Origin of the sequence: Pseudonocardia xinjiangensis, from assembly GCF_050948425.1 — a bacterium.
GTDB lineage: Bacteria > Actinomycetota > Actinomycetes > Mycobacteriales > Pseudonocardiaceae > Pseudonocardia > Pseudonocardia xinjiangensis.
The window spans coordinates 5,495,820-5,515,495 of record NZ_CP192009.1 but is presented as its reverse complement, the minus strand read 5'-3'; the positions used below and the strand labels follow the sequence as shown (position 1 = coordinate 5,515,495).

The following is a 19,676-nucleotide window of genomic DNA, read 5'->3' as shown; positions in this document are numbered from 1 at the left end:
CACTCCCCTTTACATCGTGGTAATACCCTCTCCAGGGTGCCCTTGGCTGTCAAGAGCATCGCCGCAGGGGAGACTGGAACCGTGGGGACGCAACGGCGACCGGTGACGATGCGCGACGTGGCGGTCGCCGCGGGCGTGTCACCGAAGACCGTCTCCAACGTCGTCAACGACTACGTCCACGTGCGCCCCGAGACCCGCACCCACGTCCAGCGCTACGTCGAGGAGCTGGGATATCGCCCGCAGGCCGTCGGCCGGCAGCTGCGCAGAGGTCGCACGGGCGCTATTGCACTGGCCGTCCCGCACGTCGACATGCCCTACTTCGCCGACCTCGCCGCCCTACTGGTCAGCGCGGCGCGCGAGCACGGGCTCACGGTCGTCGTCGAGCAGACCGACGGCAACATCGAGCGCGAGCGCCAGGTCGCCGCGGGCTCGCCCGTCCGGTTCGCCGACGCGCTGATCTTCAGCCCGCTCTCGATGCCCCCGTCCGAGCTGGCCGCGCCCCGGCACGACACCCCGATGGTGCTGCTCGGCGAGCACGGAGCGGCCGCGCAGGCCGACCGCGTCGACATCGACAGCACCGCCATCGGCCGCAGCGCCACGAGCCATCTGGCGGTGTCGGGGCGGCGGCGGATCGCCGTGATCGGCCACCAGCAGGATCGGGCGAAGTCGGCGATGGAGCAGCGGATACTCGGCTACACGCAAGCGCTCCGGGCGGCGGACCTGCCGGTGGAGCACTCGCTGATCCGGACCGTGCCGGCATGGGACCGCCAGGACGGCTCCGACGCCGTCGACGCCCTGCTCGCCGAGCACCCGGACGTCGACGCGGTGTTCGCCGCCAACGACGTGCTCGCCATCGGCGCCTTGAGCGCCTTGCACCGCCACGGCCGCCGCGTGCCGGACGACGTCGCGCTCGTCGGCGTCGACGACGTGCCCGAGTCGCGCTTCACGACCCCTGCGCTCACCACTGTGGCGATCGACCGGGCGTTCGTGGTCGAGTCGGCGCTGGAGATGGTCATCTCGCGGCTGTCCGAGCCCGACCTCCCGCCTCGCAGTGTCACCACTCCGCACCGGCTGGTCGTGCGCGCGAGCACCTGAGCGGGGCTATCAGCTCCGCGTTCTGATGCCGTCGGCGAGTATCGATGCCGGAATGGCGAAGAAGGGCCACGCCGCTGATCTCCGCCCGGCCGCGAGCTCCACATCCGCCACCGCCGTGTCCGATTGTGGCTCGCCGATCGTGGTATCACGGGGAGTCGCGGCTGAGGCCGCGATGCCCGTCTTCTTCTGACAGGGAGTAATCATGAGCCGCAACATCACCCTCGAGCAGGCCGAGAACATCATCGAGGCCTGCAAGGTCGAGGCAAACTCGATCGGGCAGCCCATGAACATCGCAGTGGTCGACGACAGCGCCAACCTCGTCGCTTTCGTAGCGATGGACGACACCAAGCTCATCGGTGCGGACATCTCGCAGAAGAAGGCGCTCACCGCCGTCTACTTTCAAACGGACACCCGTGAGCTCGTGCCGCTCGTACAGCCCGGCGCGGCCCTCTACGGGATCGAGTCCACCACCGGCGGGCGCCTGGTCGTCTTTGCCGGCGGCGTGCTGCTGCGCACGTCCGACGGCACGATCGCCGGGGCTGTGGGCGTCAGCGCCGGCACCGTGGACGAGGACCACCAGGTGGCGGAGGCCGGCCGGAAGGCCTTCGTCGGCTGAGTGCGAAGACGGCCGACAGCGACTTCGTGCCGATTCGTTCGCCGCCGGAGCGGTCCCCGGGAGCCTGCGCTGGGTATCAACGTCAGTACGGTCTCGACCGATCGCCGTGGAGCAGCAGCGATTGGCTTCTGGACGCGGTGACTGTCGCCGAGAGCGGCCGCGCGTCGACCTGATCCAATCAAGCGCCACAGCGGACGCCGCCCGGGACACTCGGCAGGTGGCAAGAACACCTGTCGCCGCCGCTTGGACCCTGGACCAGACGGCTGGCACTCGCCGGCCGGATCCTCGGCGGCACCGAGGAGAAGATCGACGGGATTCCGACCTTCCGCGACACCGTAGGCAGCGTATTGACCTGACCTCCAACAAAGCACGCTGTGCCGCTGGGCACATCGCCGGGCAGGTGACTGGGGTGCTGTCACAAGCTCCGTGGCTGTCCTGTCCTTCCTCCGGGCCGAGCAGACGGCCGACCACAGGCATGGAGGAAGACATGGGTAACCCGACCGACGGCGGCGACGTGCTGGGCGGGCTCGAGATCGAGGTCGAGGCGGAGCTGAAGCTGGCTGAGTTGAGTCGTCCCGAGCAGGTCATGGAGCTGCCGAGCGCCGAGTGGCCGTTCGACCCGATGGACGTTCAGCGGGAGGAGATCGGCCTGCGCAACCTCCTCGGTGCGGTCGAGGCGGCGGACGGCCACGACAGCCGGGGCGACGAGCCCTCTACGGGTTCCTGACCGAGCGCACCTGGCGTGGCAACGAGTGGAGACAACCAGATGTCGAACAGCGAGTCAGCAGTACCTGGCCGTGCGGGTGCCTTCACCGGGCGCGGGGTGATCGTCACTGGCGCAAGCTCCGGGATCGGCAGAGCAACAGCGCGCGCATTCGCCCTGGCGGGTGCCGGCGTGCTGGCAGTCGGACGGCGCTTCGAAGAGCTGGAGGAGACGGCGGGAGGGGAACCGTCCATCGTCCCGTTCGTGGCCGACCTGCGCAGCGACGATGTGGCACAGGCGGTGATCGATGCCGCGGTGAGGGAGTGGAGCCGCATCGATGTCCTGGTGAACGGCGCAGGCGTCTTCGCATCGATGCCCCTGGCCGACAGTACGGCCACCCGGATCGCCGACATTCTCGCCGTGAACGTGACGGCGCCCAGCCTCCTCGCCAGTGCCGCACTGCCCCAGCTCCGCAAACACGGCGGCACCATCGTCAACGTGTCGAGCACGTTCGGACACCGCCCCTCTCCCGGCGCCAGTCACTACGGGGCGTCGAAGGCTGCAGTCGAGCAGCTCACCCGTAGCTGGGCCGCAGAGCTGGCCGGTGAACAGATCCGCGTGAACGCTGTCGCACCCGGGCCGACCGAGAGCGGAGCGCTGGTCGCTGCCGGCCTGTCCGACGCCATGATCGCCGAGATCAAGCTGGCGGAGGAGGCGCGGATCCCGCTCGGCAGGCGCGGCGAGCCCGGCGAGGTAGCCGAGTGGATCGTGCGTCTGTGCGATCCCGGTGCCGCGTGGATAACCGGGCAGGTCCTCGCAGTCGATGGAGGACTGGCGCTGACCTGACCGTCGCCGCGGGCCGGCTGCGGTCCGCGGGATCGGGCTTGCACTCGACGTGGCCGATCGCCTCCAGCTCGTCGAGCGTGGTGCCGACCCGGAGACGGTCCGTCAACCGGAACCCGGGTGCGTGGGGGAGAGCGGGAGTTCGGCTTGCAGAGTGGTGCCTGCACCGGGGGCGGTGTGTATGGAGAGGTGACCGCCGAGCGCCTCGGCCCGGTCCTTGATTCCGACGAGCCCGCTTCCGGCCCCGAGGTCGGCGCCGCCCCGGCCGTTGTCGCGTACGCAGATCCGTAGCGCGCTGCCGGAGGTGGTGCGCAGGACGTCGATGGTGATGTGGGCGGCTGAGGCACGCGCGTGTTTCGCGGTGTTGGTGAGTGCTTCGGCGACGAGGTAGTAGGCGGCGATCTCGACCTGTTCGGGCAGCCGGCCGTCTGCTCGTATGTCCAGCTCGACCGGGACGGAGGAGCGGCGGGCGAGAACGTTGAGAGCGGGGCGCAGGCCGCCTTCGGCGAGGGTCGCCGGATGGATACCGCGGGCGAGCTCGCGCAGTTCGTCGAGTGCGGTGGTCGCCTGGGTGGCCAGGTCGTCGAGCTGTGCGGCCAGCTCGACGGCTTCGGGAGGCACCATGACCTGTATCGCACGCGCCTGCAGGACCAGGGAGACCAGCTGTTGCTGGGCGCCGTCGTGCATGTCCCGTTCGATGCGTCGGCGGGTCTGGTCGGCGGTGGCGACGATCCGCGCGCGGGAGGTGGTGAGCTCGCCGTAGAGCTGGGCGTTGTCGAGGGAGACGGCGAGCTGGCCCGCGATGAGCGTGACGGCGTCGAGCCGCTCGGCGGTGAACGCGCCGCGGATGAGCTGGTTCTCCAACAGCAGCTGTGCTCGCAGGGTGCCGCGGCTGAGGATGGGGACGGCCAGGAGGGAACAGCAGTCGAGGTCGGCGAGGTACGGGTCGCGGGCGAACCGGTCGTCGCGGGTGGCGTCGGCCACGACCAGCGGTTCACCGATGCGCTGGACGTAGCGCAGGACGGACAGCGGCACCGAGTGCTCGTTGCCGGTGCCTCTGACCGGGGCGGTGCCGCCGTCGGACGACGGCAGCAACCAGTCGTGGTGGTCGTCGCTCCACAGCAGGAGCTGCACACCGGTGGCGCCGGTCATCGCGCCGAGCACCTGGGCCACGCGGGCGTGCAGGCGTTGGATGCTGGTCTCGGAGCTCAGCGCCTGCGACGCGGACAGGATGCCCAGCAGGTCGATCGTCCCGGTCGTCAGGGCGGCCCGCTGATGAAGAACGTCGCCGGGCTCGTCGCCGCGCGCTTCGGCGGCTGCGTCGGGGTGTCGTCGCAGGATCGGGTACGCCCAGTCCAGCTGGCCGACCTTCGCCGTCGCTCCCCAGGAGAGGTACTCCTCGCGGGCCTGGGCGAGCAGGTCGTAGCCGGCCTGTCCGATGCCATGGGCCAGGTAGAAGCGGGCGGCGTGCTCGGCGATCACGGCTCGATGCCACGGGCGCTGCCGCCGGGAGACCTCGCGTCGTGCCGCGTCGAAGGCCAGCACGGCGCCCTGGAAGCCGCCGACCGCCCAGGCCCGCTCGGCCTCGACCAGTCGCAGCAGGTGCAGGAAGTTGTCGGGCGCGTCCGCGGCGCGGGCGGCCAGCCACCGCGTCACCTCGTCCAGTTCGGACAGCAGAGCTGCGCGCTCGTCACCATGGGCTGCGCGGGCCTGCTCGGCGACGGCCAGCCCGCGCAGCAGGTGGGCCACGGCGGTCGGGTAGTTGCCCAGGACGGCCGGCAGCAGCGGCATCGCCGCCGCGGTGTGCCGCGCCAGTTCGACCCCGTGACCGAAGACGAGCGCGGCGATCGCCCGGTTGAGATGCGCGTGGAACAGCGCGAGCGGGTTGTCGGCGTACCTGTCCGTGGGAACCGCTGTGCCGATCGCGGCCGACCCCTCGCCGCGCAGTACATCGGCCAGCCACAGGTGGCTGTCGAGCCACTGACCGGTCTGTTCGCTGCCCGTCCGACGCACGAACGCCAGCCCCGCCTCGACGTGGGCGATGACGTCGTCGAGGGTTGGCGCGCAGTCCAGCACGTAGTACACCGTCGGGTGGTAGGTGTAGCCGGCGTACTCCAGTGCGCCGCCGGCGATCAGGCCCTCGCGGGCGCGCTGGGTGGCATGGAGACCGTTCTCGATGGGCTCGAACCAGCAGCTGAGGATGGCGAACACGCGGCGCGCGTGCGACGTATCGGGCTCATAGCCACGGGCTTCGCCCGCCGCCAGGATCCGCCGCAACGCCCGGTACCCCGTGGCGCTGTCGCCGCGTTGAGCCACAGCGTGGAACGCGGCGACGCAGGCGGGGCTGACCAGGGTCGGCCCCGGGCCGTCTTCGAGCCAGATCCGCACCACCTCCAGGCTCAGCCACGCCTGTAGCGCGTGGTCGGCGACGAAGTAGGCCGCCGGCAGGACCGCGTCGATCAGGCGGGTCGCGGCGAGCAGCGTGGGGTCGGTGAGCTCCGGCCGCCCCAGGTCATCGGCCGCTTCGGTGTCGTCCAACCACCGGTACAGATACTCGAACTGCTGGTCGAGCTCGTCGGCGAGGCGGTCGGCGGCCGGGACGGTGACGCCGAAGGCGCGCAACGAGTCCAGGCCCAGCTCGATCGCCTCGGCGAAACGTGCCTGGTGGGTCAGGCTGCGCGCCTGCAGGGCCGTCGCGTGGACGCGCTGGATCGCAGAGGGACACAGCCGCCTGAGGACGCGGTACTCCTCGTCCGCGTCGTCGAGGCGGCCCAGGCTGTACAGGGCGGCGTGGCGGCCGGTGTGCACCGCGACCAGCGAGGCGGTGTCCGCCGGGTCGATGAGCGGCAGCGCGCCGGCGAGGAGCGCGTTCACCAGGGTGTCCTCCCCGATCAACGCTGCCTGCTCGGCGGCGCGGCGCAGCAGTGCCACCACCCGCTGCCGCTCCGCACCGTCGCTGACCGCGTCGATCACCGGCAGGTACTGCTCGGCGGCCACCGCGAACAGCTCCCCCACCCCGGACAACCGCCGGGCCATCGTCAGCTGCAGGTCGCGCCGCCGCTGCGGGTCCAGCCCGTGCAGGATGACCTCACGGGTCCGATCGTGGCGAAACCGCACCGCCTCGCGCACCCCGGGCTCCACCACGAGCACGCCCTCGTCGAGGGCGGGCGCCAGCTGTCGGTCCAGGACACCCGCCGGTGCGTCGGTGACGGTCTGCAGGAGGTTCACCTCGGCCCGCCCGCCCAGGCAGGCCATCGCCTCGACCACTGCGCGGGAGGTCGGCGGCATGGCCTCGACCCTCGCCGCAAGGAGACCGGCCACCTCGGATTCGCCGAGACGAGCGCGCGCGGCGGCATCGTCCCACCGCCAGCCGGTGGCCGTCGCGGTCAGCACGCCCTCGCGTTGCAGCGCGTTGAGCAGCTCCACCGTCTCGTGCGGGTTGCCGGACGTGTGTGCGTTGACCATCTCGACCAGGCCCGCCGCTCTGGCCCGGTCCACGTGCAGCATCTCCGCAACCAGGGTGACGAGGCTCGGCACCGGCAGGTTGTCCAGCCGCAGCCGCCGCACGCCGGTCTGGTCGCGCCACCGGGACAGCAGCGCGGCCATCGGATGTGCCACGTCCACGTCGCTGTCGCGGTACGCCCCCACCAGCAGCAGGCCCTCGACCGGCTCCTCGCTCAGCACGAGATCGACGAAGCCGAGCGGGGTTCGTCCGCCCCACTGGAGGTCGTCGAGGAACATCACCACCGGCCGTTCCCGCGACGCGACCGCTCGCAGGCCGTGCATACCCACCTGCTGCGCCCGCGCCTGCGCGGTCAGCGGATCCCCCGCATCAGGGGGCACCCCCAGCAGCGTCTCGAACTCCGGCACTGTCGCGCTCAGCAGACCCGCGTTCGGGCCGAGCGCCGCAAGGCCCCGATCGCGGACCTCGGCCAGCTCGTCGTCCGGCTCGGCCAGGAGCATCCGGCCCAAGGCACGGAACGCCTGGTGGACCGCGTTGAACACCAGATCCCGCCGGTACGGGTCGAACTTGCCGGCGACGAACCAGCCGTTCCTGGCCGTCACGACCGTCCGCAGCTGATCGACCAGCGCCGTCTTGCCCACCCCCGGCGCCCCACTGACCAGCACCCCCTGGCATCGGCCCGCCAGCGCCTCCTCGAAGGCGGCCTCCAGGGCCGCCGCCTCGGCATCGCGCCCCACCAGCCGCGACGGCGGCAGCAACCGCAGCGGAACATCGTGCTCGCCGATGCGGAACCGGGCCGCAGCCGGACGAGCCCGGGCGTCGCGCAGCCACTCCAGGTCGTGGGCCACGCCCTCCGCGCTCTGGTACCGGTGGTCCGGTTCCTTCTCCAGGAGACGCATGACGATCTCGGACAACGGCGCGGGCACGGCCGGGTTGACCTCAGCCGGCGCCACCGGTACGCGCGCCAGGTGGTCATGGGTCAGGCGCAACGGGTCGCCGGAACCGAACGGTGGCTCGCCCGTCGCCAGCTCGTACAGCGTCGCGCCCAACGAGTACAGGTCGGCACGCTGATCCACCGACTGCCCGGTCCGCCCGGTCTGCTCGGGGGCGAGGTAGGCGAGCGTCCCGACGATCTCGGTGTGGTGGGTGAACTCGGGGCGGATCTCGGCGAACGAGGTCGCCAACGCGAAGTCCAGGAGGCACGGGGCCCCGTCGTCGGAGATCATGATGTTGGACGGGGTGATGTCCCGGTGCATCACTCCCCGGCGGTGGATCGCCGCCACCGCCCGAGCCAACCCCGACCCGAGCCGGATCAGCTCGTTCACATCCAGCGGTGTCGCCCGGCCGGCCAGGCTCGTACCACCCAGGTCCGCCAGCACGATCGACCCCGGATACCGCGGCGCCTCCACCAGCTGGACAACCCCCGCGACACCGCGAAACCGCTGCAGCATCGCCACCTCATGCCGCAGCCGACGGTCGGCGTCCGGTCCCAGCGGCTCCTTACGGACAACGGTGCGCCCGGGCAGGAACAGCCGGGTCACCCGCGTACGTGCGTTCTCGTGCAGCAGGACTTCGGGCCGACCGGGCGGATCCCGGCCCGGCTGCACCCCGCCTGGCCCCATCCGACACCTCCTCGGTCGGACGCACGTCGCGCCAGTCGTACGCCCGACCGCCTTCTTGCGCAATACCCGGTCCTCGACGACCACCGGTCGCCAGACACGAGGTCAGGGGTCAGGGAACTCGATCGACTACCGGGCGGGCACGTTCGACCACTCCCTGACAGGAGTTGAGCTGACCGGGCCGATGGCGCTTCCGGGGTCCTGCGCCCCGCTGCCTGGTAGCGGGGTCCGGGAGCAACGCACAGGCCCGCGACCTGCAGGGGTTCATTCAGCGGACCAGCCTGTTGAGGTGGTGGGTTCCGGAGGTGAGCATGGCCGGATGCCCTTGACACGTGATGAGGTCCGCGCGCTTGCCGCGGAACTGCTACGGGCTGAGCGGACCGGCACGCCCATCGAGCCGATCAGCCAGCGCTATCCGGCGGCGACCACCGACGACGCCTACGCCATCCAGGTCGAGGGCGTGCGACTGCGGGTCGCCGACGGCGATCCCGTGCGCGGCCACAAGGTCGGCCTGACCGCGAAGGCGATGCAGCAGCAGTTCGGTGTGGACACACCGGACTTCGGTGTGCTGCGCGCCTCCATGTTCCACCCCGAGAGCACGCCGCTGCGGGCCGCCGACCTGATTGCGCCTCGGGCGGAGCCCGAGGTGTCGTTCGTGCTCGGCCGCCCGTTGCGCGGCCCCGGCGTCACGGTCGCCGATGTGCTCGCGGCAACGGAGTTCGTGGTGCCGTCACTGGAGATCATCGACTCGCGCATCCAGGACTGGCGGATCGGCATCGTCGACACCATCGCCGACAACGCCTCCTCCGCGCTCGTCGTCGTGGGCGGCAACCGCGTCCGGCTGGACGACGTGGACCCCCGGCTGATCGGCGTGACGCTGCGGGACAACGGCGAGGTGGTCGAGACCGGTGCGTCCGGCGCGGTGCTGGGCAACCCGGCCACGGCGGTCGCCTGGTTGGCCAACACGCTGGCCGCCTACCAGACCGGGCTGGAAGAGGGTGACCTGATCATGCCGGGCAGTTGCACCCGGGCGGTGCCGCTGACGGCCGGGCACACCGTTCGGGCCGACTTCGACGTGCTCGGTCACGTCAGCGTCAGCGTCATCGAAGCGAAAGCTCCGGTGGTGACGGCATGAGCGGCGAGCAGCAGGTCAGCGAGCTGGCCGAGCGGCTGGACACCGCCGCGCGCGAGCGCAGCACGACCAAGCCGCTGTCGGCGGACACCGAACTGGACACGGCGACGGCGTACCGGGTGCAGGAGGCGCTGGTCGGGCTGCGGGTGGCCCGGGGTGCCCGCGTGGTGGGCGGCAAACTCGGGTTGACCAGCAAGGCGAAGCAGATCGCGATGGGCGTGCACGAGCCGCTGTACGGCCTGGTCACCAGCGATATGACGCTGCCCAGCGGCGGCATCCTGCCGCTGGAGCAGCTCATCCATCCCCGCGTCGAGCCGGAGATCGCGTTCGTACTGAACGCGCCCGTCGCCGGGCCGGGCGCGACCGCGGCCGACGTGCTGGCCGCCACCGGTTACGTGTGTGCGGCGCTCGACGTGATCGACAGCCGGTACGACGGCTTCTCCTTCACCCATGTCGACGCGATCGCCGACAACGGCAGCTCGTCGGTGTTCGCGCTCGGCAACGACCTGGTCGCGCCGACGATGGACCTCGCGCTGGCCGCCTGCGTACTGGAGGTGGACGGCGAGGTGACCGATTCGGCGGCCGGAGCGGCCGTCATGGGCCACCCGGCCACGGCCGTGGCTTTCATGGCCAACGCGCTGGCCACCGTGGGCAAGCGGCTGGAGGCCGGCTGGGTGGTGCTCTCCGGTGGCCTGACCGCGCCGGTGGCGATGAGCCCGGGCCGCACGGTGACCGCGACCGTCGCGGGCATCGGGAGCGTCACCCTGACCGCCGGGTGACCACACCCGGCTATGAGGAGGAGCAATGCCGTTCATTCAGGTGACCCTTGGTGCGGGCCGCACCGACGAGCAGAAGCAGCAGCTCGTGCGGGCCGTGTCCAAGGCCGCGGCCGAGGCGGTCGGCGTGCCGGAGACCGGGGTCCGGGTCTGGCTGGTCGAGGTGCCGGCCGAGCTGGTCATGGCCGGCGGGCAGACCTTGGCCGAGCGCACCGCCGCCGCCGGGCAGGCACCGGGATGACCCACTTCGTACTGGTGCACGGCGGCTGGCACGGGGCGTGGTGCTGGACGCCGCTCGCTGAAGCGCTGCGTGTGGACGGCCACACCGCGACGGCCGTTCACCTGCCCAGCGACGTGGTGGGCGCCGGTGCGGAGGCGTACGCGGACACCGTCGCGGCGTCCGTGGCGCCGGGTCGCAGCGTGGTGGTCGGCCACTCGCTGGCCGGGCTGGCGCTGCCGCTGGTCCCCGATCGGGCCGACGTGACAGCGCTCGTGTACCTCGCCTCGCTGCTTCCCGAGCCCGGCTCGTCCTGGCGGGAGCAGCTCGCGCGGTCGCGGCCGATGAACGACTGGTTCTACGAGCACGCGCTGCCGCGGCAGCGCCGCGACGAGCAGGGGCGCACCTACTGGGAACCGGCGACTGCCCGGGAGCTGTTCTTCCACGACTGCCCCGACGACGTCGCTCGCTCCGCCGCCGGACGGCTGCGCCCACAGGCGCCGACCCCGATCGCAGAGACCACACCCGTACGCGCGTTCCCGGACGTACCGACCCGGTACGTGATCTGCGATCAGGACCGGGCGGTGTCGCCGGAGTGGGCGGCCGGGGCTGCCCGGGAGCGGCTGGGTGTGGAGCCGGTGCGGATCTCCGGTTCGCACAGCCCGTTCCTGGCCCGGCCGACCGATCTGGCCCGGCTGCTGGCCTCGATGACCGAGGAATCGACCGTCCGAGGAGGGCGCTGACCATGAGTGAACCCCGCACCGTTCTCGCTGCGCCTCCGGTCGTCGATCCGGCCGTGCTGTGCGGGATCGAACAGTTCCTGTACCGCGAGGCCGCGCTCCTGGACGAGTGGCGGCTGGACGAGTGGCTGGCGCTGATGCACCCCGACGTGGTCTACCGCGTACCCGCCGAGGACTCGGCCGAGGGCGACCCGCACACGACGTTGCAGGTCATCCACGACGACCACCAGCTGCTCGCCGGCCGGGTCGTCCGGCTCAAGAGCAAGCACGCGCACGCGGAGAGCCCGAAGTCGCGTACCCGGCGGATGGTCACCAACGTGCGTGCCGAGCAGCCGGAACCGGGCACGTACGTGGTGCACAGCAACTTCCACGTGCTGCGCACCCGGCTCGGCCGACTGGACCAGTTCATCGGTCACTACGAGCACACCCTGCTGGTCGCGCCGGATACCGGCCCGGTGCCCGACTACCGCATCCTGGAGCGGGTTGCGCGCCTCGACCACGACCTGGTCGAAGCGGGCGGCACCGTCTCGATCGTGCTGTGAGCGGCCCCGTGTGGGCGCCGCCCGAGCCGGGAGCGGTCGACGTCCACACGCACGTCGTGCCCCCCGCGACGTCGTTCGTGGAGCGGCTGACTGCCACCGACCCGCGCTGGGCCCGGCTGGTGCGCCGTGCCGACCGGGACGACGTGGCCGACGTGGTCGTGGCCGGCCGCCTGTTCCGCACGGTGCGCCGCGTCGCCTACGACCTCGACCAGCGGCATGCCGAGCAGGCGGCGCGCGGTCTGGCCGGGCAGGTGCTCTCGGCGATGCCGGAGTTGTTCGCGACGTGGGCACCGGCGGCCGAGGCGGCCGACTACTGCCGGGCCTTCAACGAATGGCTGGCCGAGCAGGTCGTCGGGTACGACGGCTTCTACTGCGGTCTGGGCATCGTGCCGTTGCAGGACCCGGCGGTGGCCCCGGAGCTGCTCGCCGAGATCGGGCGGCTCGGCCTGCTCGGTGTCGAGATCCCGTGTGCGACCCCGGACGCGCCGTTGCACGACAGGCGCTTCGACGAGTTCTTCACCGAAGCCGAACGGCTGGGCCTGCTGGTCTTCATGCACTCGGTCGGCTCGGTCACCGAGTTCGATCACGCGATGGCGGGCACCGGTGCGATCTTCCCGGCGCGGATCGGCGAGGCGCTGGCCGGCCTGATCGCCAACGGAGTGCTGGCCCGGCACCCTGGGCTGCGCCTGCTGGCCAGCCACGGTGGCGGTGGCCTGCCCGCGTCGGTCGCCCGGCTGGACTTCGTGCGCGGCATGGCGCCCCCGACGCGGGAATCCATGCCCGAGCCTGCGGCGACCTACGCCAGGCGGATCTGGTTCGACCCGCTGGTGTTCGACGCCGCCGTGCTCTGCCTGCTGATCGAGCTGGTCGGAACCGACCGCCTCGTGCTCGGCAGCGACTACCCGTTCCTGCCCGTCGACCCGGCCGAGCTGCTGCGCGATCCGCGATTGCCGGATGGCCTGGTCGACCAGGTGCGCTCGGAGAACCCGCGCAGGCTGCTGGCCGATGCGCCCGGCACGAAACACGAGGAGTAATGCAATGACTCAGATCCTGCCGCCGCCAACGGCGACGGAGACGGCCGAGTACGTACAGGACCGGGTGGACGAGGGGTACTTTCGGGTCAATCGTGCTGCGCTGGTCGACGAGCAGGTGTACGAGGCCGAGTTGCGGTCGATCTTCGACCACTCCTGGCTCTACGTCGGCCACGAGTCGGAGCTGCCCAAGACCGGCGACTACCTCTCCCGCACCGTCGCCAACCGCCCGTTGATCTTCTGGCGCGCCACCGACGGAACGGTCCGGGTCTACCTGAACACCTGCCGGCACCGCGGGGCGATGCTGTGCCGGGTGCCTACCGGTAACGCCCGCGGCCTGTCCTGCTTCTACCACGCCTGGACCTACGCGAGTACCGGTGAGCTGACCGGCCTGCCGGACGCCGGGGGTTACGGCCCCGACTTCGACCGGTCCCGGTTCTCGCTGCGCTCGCCGGCCCGGGTGGAGTCCTACCGCGGGTTCGTCTTCTGCTGTTTCGACGGTGACGCGCCGGATCTGGCGACGTACCTCGGCCGAGCCGCCGACTACCTCGACCTGGTCGCCGACCAGTCGCCGGAGATGGAGATCGTCACCGGCACCCACGAGTACGCGATGGACGCCAACTGGAAGCTGTTCGTGGAGAACAGCCTGGACGGCTACCACCTGCTGCCCCTGCACCGGACCTATTTCGACTACCTCAAGGAGGCCGAGGGTTCTTACATGGACCCGCGTCAGGAGACCAGAGCCGAGGACCTGGGGACCGGCCACGCCGTGATCACGGTCGAGGGCCCGTGGGCGCGTCCGGTGGCGCGGTGGCGGCCCGCGATGGGGGAGGAGAACCGCGAGTACATCGAGCAGCAGCGGCGCGCCCTGGACGAGAAGTTCGGGGCCGAACGCGGCAGGCGGATCGCCGAGACCGACCGCAACCTGCTGATCTTCCCGAACCTGATCATCAACGACATCATGGGTGTTGTGGTGCGCACCATCACACCGGTGTCGGCCGGGCGTACCGTGGTTTCGCAGTGGACGCTGGCCACCAAGGGCGAGCCGGAGTCGGTGCGCAGTCGCCGGTTGGACTCGTTCGTCACGTTCCAGGGCCCGGGCGGCCTGGCGTCCCCGGACGACAACGAGGCGTGCGAGTCCTGCCAGCTCGGGTTCGCCGCGCGCGAGGAGGTGCGGTGGTCGGACATCTCCCGCGGCATCCACAAGGAACGGACCGGAGAACCGTTCGTGGCGTCCGACGAGATCCAGCAGCGCGCGTTCTGGCGCCAGTGGCAACGCCTGGTCGCCTCGTAGGCACGACAGCGGCGGGGAGGTGAGCGTGCGAATCGGCAATGTCGAAACCGATCAGCAGCGCACGGTCACCGACCGGCTACTGCTGATCCTCGACGTGGTCGCGGCCGAGCGTGGAAGTGTCGGCCTCAGCCGACTCTCCCGCCTCACCGGTATCGCCAAGCCGACGGTGCACCGGCTCGCCGGTGAGCTGGTGCGGCACCGGATGCTGAGGCACGGCGAACACGGCTACGACCTCGGGTTCCACCTGTTCGAGCTGGGCCAGCAGGTGCCGGCCTCCCGCCGCCTGCGAGACATCGCGCTGCCGCTGATGTCCGACCTGCTGGAGGCCACGCACGAGATCGTGCAACTGGCCGTACTGGACGATCGCGAGGTCGTGTACGTCGAGAAGCTGACCGCCCGCCAGAGCATCAAGGCTCCGTCGGCGGTCGGTTCCCGCCTGCCGGCGTACTGCAGCGGGCTGGGCAAGGCGATTCTCGCCTTCAGCGACGAGGAGAAGGTGGAGCGGGTGCTCTCCGGACCCATGCCCCCACTGACCTCCGCCACCATCACCGCGCCGGCGCGGTTCCGGCGTGAACTCGACACCATCCGGCAGCGAGGCATCGCCTACGACCGGGGTGAGGGCACGGTCGGCATCGTCTGCGTCGCCGCGCCGATCCTGGACTACTGCGGCAGGGCGGTCGCCGCCATCTCGGTCACCGGCCCGCGGCAGCGGCTGCGCGTCGTGCGATTCGAGGCGGCGGTGCATACCGCGGCGTTGAGTATCAGCCGGCTGCTGAACACCGCGATCCAACGTGACTCGCCACCGTCCGGCCAGGCCCGGACCCTGTAATTGACCGTTCGACACGCTCCACCGCTCGTGGAGGATTGTCCGCGCTGCGCAACGCGTTACACCCGCATGAGCGCTGAGAATTCCGTGGACATCGTGCACGCCTTCTGGGACCAGGTGTGGAATGCCCACGACGCAACCGCGGCAGACCGGTTCGTAGTTGGCGACTTCGTCATCGTCACCGCCGGTGAGCCGATCTCCGGCCGTGAGAACTTCAAGCAGTGGATCGAGGGATTTCTCGAGAAGGTCCACGACCTGCACCTCGAGGTCATCGAGTCGTTCCAGAACTCCGACGGCAGCAGGGTGACGTCGCGCTTCTCGCTGACCGGGAAGAACAACGGCGCGCTCGGCCCGACACCCGACCAGCGCGACATCGCGTTGACCGGCACCGCGGTCTGGGCGGTGCGCGAGGACGGGAAGCTGCTGACCAACTGGGTCGAACGCTCGTCGTGGCACTACGTCAACGACCCGGCGACCGCAGCAACCTGAGGACACCTGCACCCCGACCGGCCTAGACCGCCCGGCGCACCGACACGGTGACGCCACTGTCGTAGATCCCTTCCACCCGGCTCCCCGGCGCCAGCGGGATCGCCGCCGTCATCCCACCGGTGATCACCACGTCCCCGGCCCGCAGCCGCTCGCCCCGCTCGGCGAGCCGCGCGCACAGCCAGCTCAGCCCGTGCAGCGGGTGTCCGCTCGCGGCCGTCCCGGTCGCCGTCGCCACGGTCTGGCCGTCCACCGCGAGGGTCGCCGACACGCGGTGGCACTCCAGCGGATCCACACCGAGACTCGCGCCGAGCACCACGCCGGCGGCCGAGGAACCGTCCGCCGTGTTCTGCGCCACGTTGAAGCGGTAGTCCCGCCACACGGAATCGACGATCTCCAGACACCCCCGGACGTCCGCGACCGCGCGCGCCACCTCGTGCAGCAGCAGCCCGGCGCCCCACAGATCCTCACCCAGTACAACGGCGATCTCCGGCTCCAGCCGTGGCTGCAGAAGACCGTCGACGGTGACACCCGACTCGACCAGCATGTCGTGGTACAGCGGGCCGAAGTTCGGCTCGGCCACCCCCATCTGCCTGCGCATCACCAGCGACGTGTAACCGAGCTTGTAACCAGCGGCCCGGCGTCCGGCCAGCAGGTGCAGTGAGGTCAGCTGGTCCTGCACCAGGTAGGCCTGGGGGAGCGTCAACTGCGGACCGTCGGCGCCGCCGCTGAGCGTGCGTCCCTCCTGCCGGGCATCCCGAAGCAGGCGCGCCAGGTGCGCCGGTGACTCGCCCCGGGTGTCGACCTTGTGCTTCATTTCGGTCATGCCGCCATTATTGGGGCAGCTCTTCGTGGTGGTCCGCAACGGAGTCCATTGGACGGACCGTTCCGTTGCGGGGGGTCTTCTCCCGGACACACACTCATGACATCGCGAGTGAGGGAGAATGGGATGGGCGAGATCCTCGGTCTTGGTGTGACGCACTATCCGCCGCTGAGCGGCGTCGATGACAATCTCACGGCCGTTTTCCGTAATGCTCTTGCCGATCCACTGCTGCCGGCCGAACTGCACGATCCGGCGAACTGGCCGGAACGTGCCCGGCAGGAGTGGTCGGATGACGAGGGCCGGGCTGCCGGGCGGGAACACCGCGCCGATCTGCTCGACGGCTTCCGCCGGGCGAGGGCCGCGCTGGATGAGTTCAACCCGGACGTGGTGATCATCTGGGGCGATGACCAGTACGAGAACTTCCGCGAGGACATCATCCCGCCCTACTCCGTCGCCGTGTACGACGACATGACGGTGTTCCCGTGGCGGCACGCGCACGACTCCAGCAACATGAAGGGCAAGCCCAACGTGTGGGGCGAGCCCGAGGACACGAAGCGGGTGGTGCGCGGGAACCGCGCGTTCGCCAAGCACCTGGTGGAGTCGCTGTTCGACGAGGGCTTCGATCTGCCCTACTCCTACCAGCCGCTGCATCACGAGGGTTTCGCGCACGCGTTCCTGAACACGATGCTCTACCTGGACTACGACCGGACCGGATTCGACTACCCGGTCGTGACGTTCCCGTTGAACTGTTACGGCCGCAAGGTGGTCAGCTACCGCGGGAACATCACGCCGCTGGGCGTCGAGCGCGAGCTCGACCCGCCGAGCCCGAGCCCTTCCCGGATCATGGACCTCGGTGGCGCCGTCGCGCGCGTGTGCGCAGCGAGTGCCGCCCGGGTCGCCCTGATCGGCAGCTCCAGCTGGTCACACAGCTTCCTGGTGGACAAGAACTCCCGGCTGTTCCCGGACACCGGGGCCGACCGCCGGATGTACGCGGCCCTGGAGGCGGGTGACTACCAGAGCTGGCGCGACGTTCCACTGGCGGACGCCGAGGCATCCGGGCAGCAGGAGCTGCTGAACTGGTGGGCGCTGATCGGCGCGATGGAGGCCCTCGACCGCAAGCCCAGCTACACCGCGTTCGCACCGTCGGAGATCTTCGTGTCCAACAAGGTCTTCGCGATCTTCGAGGAACCACGACCGTGAGTGATCTAGTCGTGGTCGGTGCCGGACCGGTCGGACTGTTCGCCGCGTTCTACGCCGGCCTGCGCGGAATGAGCGTGACGGTGGTGGACTCGCTGGACGAACCCGGCGGCCAGATCAGCGCGCTGTACCCGGAGAAGTTGATCCGGGACGTCGCGGGACTGCCGTCGGTGCGCGGCCGGGACCTGGTGGACGCGCTCGTCCGCCAGGCCGAGCCGTTCTCCCCGCAGTGGCGGCTGGGCCACTCCGCGATCTCGCTGGACGGTGACGACTCCGGTTTCCGGATCGGTTGTGCCGACGGCAGCGAGATCGCCGGGCGATCCGTCCTGATCACCGGCGGCATCGGCACCTTCACGCCGCGGCCGTTGCCGGGTGTGGCCGACTACCTCGGCCGCGGCGTGTCGTACTTCGTGCGCGACCCCGCCGTGCTCGCCGGCCGGCGGGTGCTGATCGTCGGTGGCGGCGACTCGGCGTTCGACTGGGCCGACGCCCTGCACGGCATTGCGGGTGAGGTGGTGATGGTGCACCGGCGCGACCGGTTCCGCGCCCACCAGGACACGGTGGACCGGGTTCTGGGCCACGGCGTCCGCATCCACACCAACAGCCAGGTCCAGGCTCTGTGCGGCGAGGCGTACGTGCAGGCCGCGGTGATCGCGGACATGAACACCGGAGAGACCACCACGGTGGAATGCGATGACGTCGTGGCGGCGCTCGGTTTCGTGGCCAACCTCGGTCCCATCGCGCAGTGGGGACTGGATCTGCACGAACGCAAGATCCGCGTGGACCCGATGATGCGCACGAACCGGCCCGGTGTGTTCGCCGCCGGGGACATCTGCACCTACTCCGGCCGCGTCCCGCTGATCGCGATCGGTTTCGGTGAGGCCGCGACGGCGGTCAACCACGCCGCCGTGTTCGTCGACCCGAGTTCGTCGGTGTTTCCCGGTCATTCGACCGACACGCCGGCCGCAGTCTCGACCGCGGCGTAAATCGTTTCTCTCGTTGCAGTTCAAAGGATCCGTCATGACTTTTGTGATCACCGACGCCTGCGTGGACGTCCGGGACAAGTCCTGCACCGAGGAATGTCCGGTGGACTGCATCTACGAGGGCGATCGCAAGATGTACATCAACCCGGTCGAGTGCATCGACTGCGGCGCCTGCGAACAGGTGTGCCCGACCAACGCGGCGTTCAGCGCGTTGGCGCTGGCCGACCGCGACGACGCCTGGAACATCCAGGACAACGCGGACTTCTTCCAGGAGCCGCTGAGCGACGCCGGTGCGCTGGGCACTCCCGGTGGGGCCTCGCATCTCGGCCCCGTCGGTGTCGACACCGCCCGTGTCGCCGCCCTCCCACCCCGCGGTTGACGACCCGAACTCACGACCCGAAAACAGTGCTGAGCAGGAGTTCCACCATGAGACGCACGCCCGTCGTGTTCATCCACGGCCTATGGATCCACTCGTCCGCGTGGGCGCCGTGGATCGACCACTTCCGGCAGGCCGGCTACGAGCCGATCGCGCCGGGGTGGCCCGGAGACAGTGCGACCGTCGCGGAGACCCGTGCCCACCCCGAACTCCTGGCGGGTCAGGGCATCGATGACATCGCCGATCACTACGCGAGCATCATCGACGGCCTGGGAAGCGCTCCGGTGCTGGTCGGGCACTCCTTCGGAGGGCTGATCGCGCAGAAGCTGCTGGGCCTGAACCTCGCCCGCTCGGCAGTGGCCATCGATCCCGGTCAGATCAAGGGGGTCAAGCCGTTGCCCTTCGCCCAGCTCCGCTCGGGTTTCCCGATCCTGGGCCGCCCGGGTAACCGGAAGCGGACCGTCTCCTTGACCGCCAAGCAGTTCCGTTACGGCTTCGGAAACGCGATCCCGGAGGCCGAGTCGAACGAGCTCTTCGCTCGGTTCGCCATCCCGGGACCGGGACGCCCCCTGTTCCAATCCGCGGCCGCGAACTTCAGGTCGGCGAGTCCGGCGCGGGTCGAGGTGGGCAACAACGACCGGGGGCCACTGCTCTTCGTCTCAGGTGGGCGCGACCACACGGTGCCCGATGTCGTGACCAGGGCGGCGTACAAGCTCTACGCGAAATCGTCGGCCACGACCGAGTTGAAGCAGTTCCCCGACCGCGGTCATTCGCTCATCTTCGACCACGGTTGGCGGGAGGTCGCCGACTTCGTGCGGAGTTGGCTCGAGGCCAAAATCCCCGCGAACTGACCGGCCCCACCACCGGACCGGCACTCCGCGCGCAGCCCGGCCCCGGTGGTGCCTGCTCCGGCG

General features: G+C 70.4%; 19 protein-coding genes. 17 read left to right on the top strand and 2 right to left on the bottom strand.

The features are described from left to right. Positions 1-81 precede the first annotated feature (81 nt). From ACQPZA_RS25990 to ACQPZA_RS25975, 4 genes are all read left to right on the top strand, one after another. Positions 82-1,095, top strand: a complete 1,014-nt coding sequence (locus ACQPZA_RS25990) for a LacI family DNA-binding transcriptional regulator (protein ID WP_433274625.1) — start codon at positions 82-84, stop codon at positions 1,093-1,095. Between the two features lie 202 nt (positions 1,096-1,297). Beyond that, positions 1,298-1,711 carry a GlcG/HbpS family heme-binding protein gene (locus ACQPZA_RS25985; protein WP_169395309.1) on the top strand — a complete coding sequence of 138 codons (414 nt, stop codon included), beginning with the start codon at positions 1,298-1,300 and terminating at the stop codon, positions 1,709-1,711. A gap of 487 nt (positions 1,712-2,198) precedes the next feature. Then, entirely contained in the window at positions 2,199-2,438 is a 240-nt protein-coding gene (locus ACQPZA_RS25980) for a hypothetical protein (protein ID WP_433274622.1), read from the top strand. Between the two features lie 39 nt (positions 2,439-2,477). Continuing rightward, positions 2,478-3,260: an SDR family NAD(P)-dependent oxidoreductase gene (locus tag ACQPZA_RS25975; RefSeq protein ID WP_433274620.1), complete on the top strand. Its 783-nt coding sequence runs from the start codon at positions 2,478-2,480 to the stop codon at positions 3,258-3,260. 102 nt (positions 3,261-3,362) lie between these two features. Here ACQPZA_RS25975 and ACQPZA_RS25970 read toward each other — a convergent pair whose 3' ends face one another. Further along, positions 3,363-8,342: a protein kinase domain-containing protein gene (locus ACQPZA_RS25970; RefSeq protein WP_433274618.1), complete on the bottom strand. Its 4,980-nt coding sequence runs from the start codon at positions 8,340-8,342 to the stop codon at positions 3,363-3,365. A 316-nt stretch (positions 8,343-8,658) separates the two neighbouring features. Here ACQPZA_RS25970 and ACQPZA_RS25965 point away from each other — a divergent pair, with 316 nt between their 5' ends. The 9 genes from ACQPZA_RS25965 (at position 8,659) to ACQPZA_RS25925 (ending at position 15,386) form a co-directional block, all read left to right on the top strand. Further along, on the top strand, positions 8,659-9,474 hold the full coding sequence (locus ACQPZA_RS25965; protein ID WP_433274616.1) for a 2-keto-4-pentenoate hydratase: 816 nt from the start codon (positions 8,659-8,661) through the stop codon (positions 9,472-9,474). Further along, complete coding sequence (locus ACQPZA_RS25960; RefSeq protein ID WP_433274614.1) at positions 9,471-10,250, top strand: 2-keto-4-pentenoate hydratase; 780 nt, start codon at positions 9,471-9,473, stop codon at positions 10,248-10,250. Before ACQPZA_RS25965 ends, ACQPZA_RS25960 begins: the two co-directional genes overlap by 4 nt. Before the next feature lie 25 nt (positions 10,251-10,275). Continuing rightward, positions 10,276-10,488 carry a tautomerase family protein gene (locus tag ACQPZA_RS25955; protein WP_433274612.1) on the top strand — a complete coding sequence of 71 codons (213 nt, stop codon included), beginning with the start codon at positions 10,276-10,278 and terminating at the stop codon, positions 10,486-10,488. Then, entirely contained in the window at positions 10,485-11,207 is a 723-nt protein-coding gene (locus tag ACQPZA_RS25950) for an alpha/beta fold hydrolase (RefSeq protein ID WP_433274610.1), read from the top strand. Before ACQPZA_RS25955 ends, ACQPZA_RS25950 begins: the two co-directional genes overlap by 4 nt. A 2-nt stretch (positions 11,208-11,209) precedes the next feature. Next, positions 11,210-11,746 carry an aromatic-ring-hydroxylating dioxygenase subunit beta gene (locus ACQPZA_RS25945; protein WP_433274608.1) on the top strand — a complete coding sequence of 179 codons (537 nt, stop codon included), beginning with the start codon at positions 11,210-11,212 and terminating at the stop codon, positions 11,744-11,746. Beyond that, complete coding sequence (locus tag ACQPZA_RS25940; RefSeq protein ID WP_433274606.1) at positions 11,743-12,780, top strand: amidohydrolase family protein; 1,038 nt, start codon at positions 11,743-11,745, stop codon at positions 12,778-12,780. Before ACQPZA_RS25945 ends, ACQPZA_RS25940 begins: the two co-directional genes overlap by 4 nt. A 4-nt stretch (positions 12,781-12,784) precedes the next feature. Further along, complete coding sequence (locus ACQPZA_RS25935; RefSeq protein ID WP_433274604.1) at positions 12,785-14,071, top strand: aromatic ring-hydroxylating oxygenase subunit alpha; 1,287 nt, start codon at positions 12,785-12,787, stop codon at positions 14,069-14,071. 25 nt (positions 14,072-14,096) lie between these two features. Next, entirely contained in the window at positions 14,097-14,900 is an 804-nt protein-coding gene (locus ACQPZA_RS25930) for an IclR family transcriptional regulator (protein ID WP_433274602.1), read from the top strand. A 66-nt stretch (positions 14,901-14,966) separates the two neighbouring features. Next, positions 14,967-15,386 (top strand): ester cyclase, encoded by a 420-nt coding sequence (locus tag ACQPZA_RS25925; protein WP_433274600.1) that lies wholly within the window; start codon positions 14,967-14,969, stop codon positions 15,384-15,386. A 22-nt stretch (positions 15,387-15,408) separates the two neighbouring features. Here ACQPZA_RS25925 and ACQPZA_RS25920 read toward each other — a convergent pair whose 3' ends face one another. Then, positions 15,409-16,209 (bottom strand): 2-keto-4-pentenoate hydratase, encoded by an 801-nt coding sequence (locus tag ACQPZA_RS25920; protein ID WP_433274598.1) that lies wholly within the window; start codon positions 16,207-16,209, stop codon positions 15,409-15,411. A gap of 123 nt (positions 16,210-16,332) precedes the next feature. Between ACQPZA_RS25920 and ACQPZA_RS25915 the strand changes: the two genes are divergently transcribed. From ACQPZA_RS25915 to ACQPZA_RS25900, 4 genes are read left to right on the top strand one after another with little or no spacing between them, the layout of a single operon-like run. Beyond that, positions 16,333-17,406, top strand: a complete 1,074-nt coding sequence (locus ACQPZA_RS25915; protein ID WP_433274596.1) for an extradiol ring-cleavage dioxygenase — start codon at positions 16,333-16,335, stop codon at positions 17,404-17,406. Then, positions 17,403-18,389, top strand: coding sequence for an NAD(P)/FAD-dependent oxidoreductase (locus ACQPZA_RS25910; protein WP_433274594.1), 987 nt, complete (start codon positions 17,403-17,405; stop codon positions 18,387-18,389). The genes ACQPZA_RS25915 and ACQPZA_RS25910 overlap by 4 nt, the downstream gene beginning before the upstream one ends. A 34-nt stretch (positions 18,390-18,423) precedes the next feature. Then, positions 18,424-18,765 (top strand): ferredoxin, encoded by a 342-nt coding sequence (gene fdxA, locus ACQPZA_RS25905; protein ID WP_433274592.1) that lies wholly within the window; start codon positions 18,424-18,426, stop codon positions 18,763-18,765. A 47-nt stretch (positions 18,766-18,812) separates the two neighbouring features. Continuing rightward, a complete protein-coding gene (locus ACQPZA_RS25900) occupies positions 18,813-19,613 on the top strand; it encodes an alpha/beta hydrolase (protein WP_433274590.1) in 801 nt (266 codons plus the stop codon). The last annotated feature ends 63 nt before the right edge of the window (positions 19,614-19,676 follow it).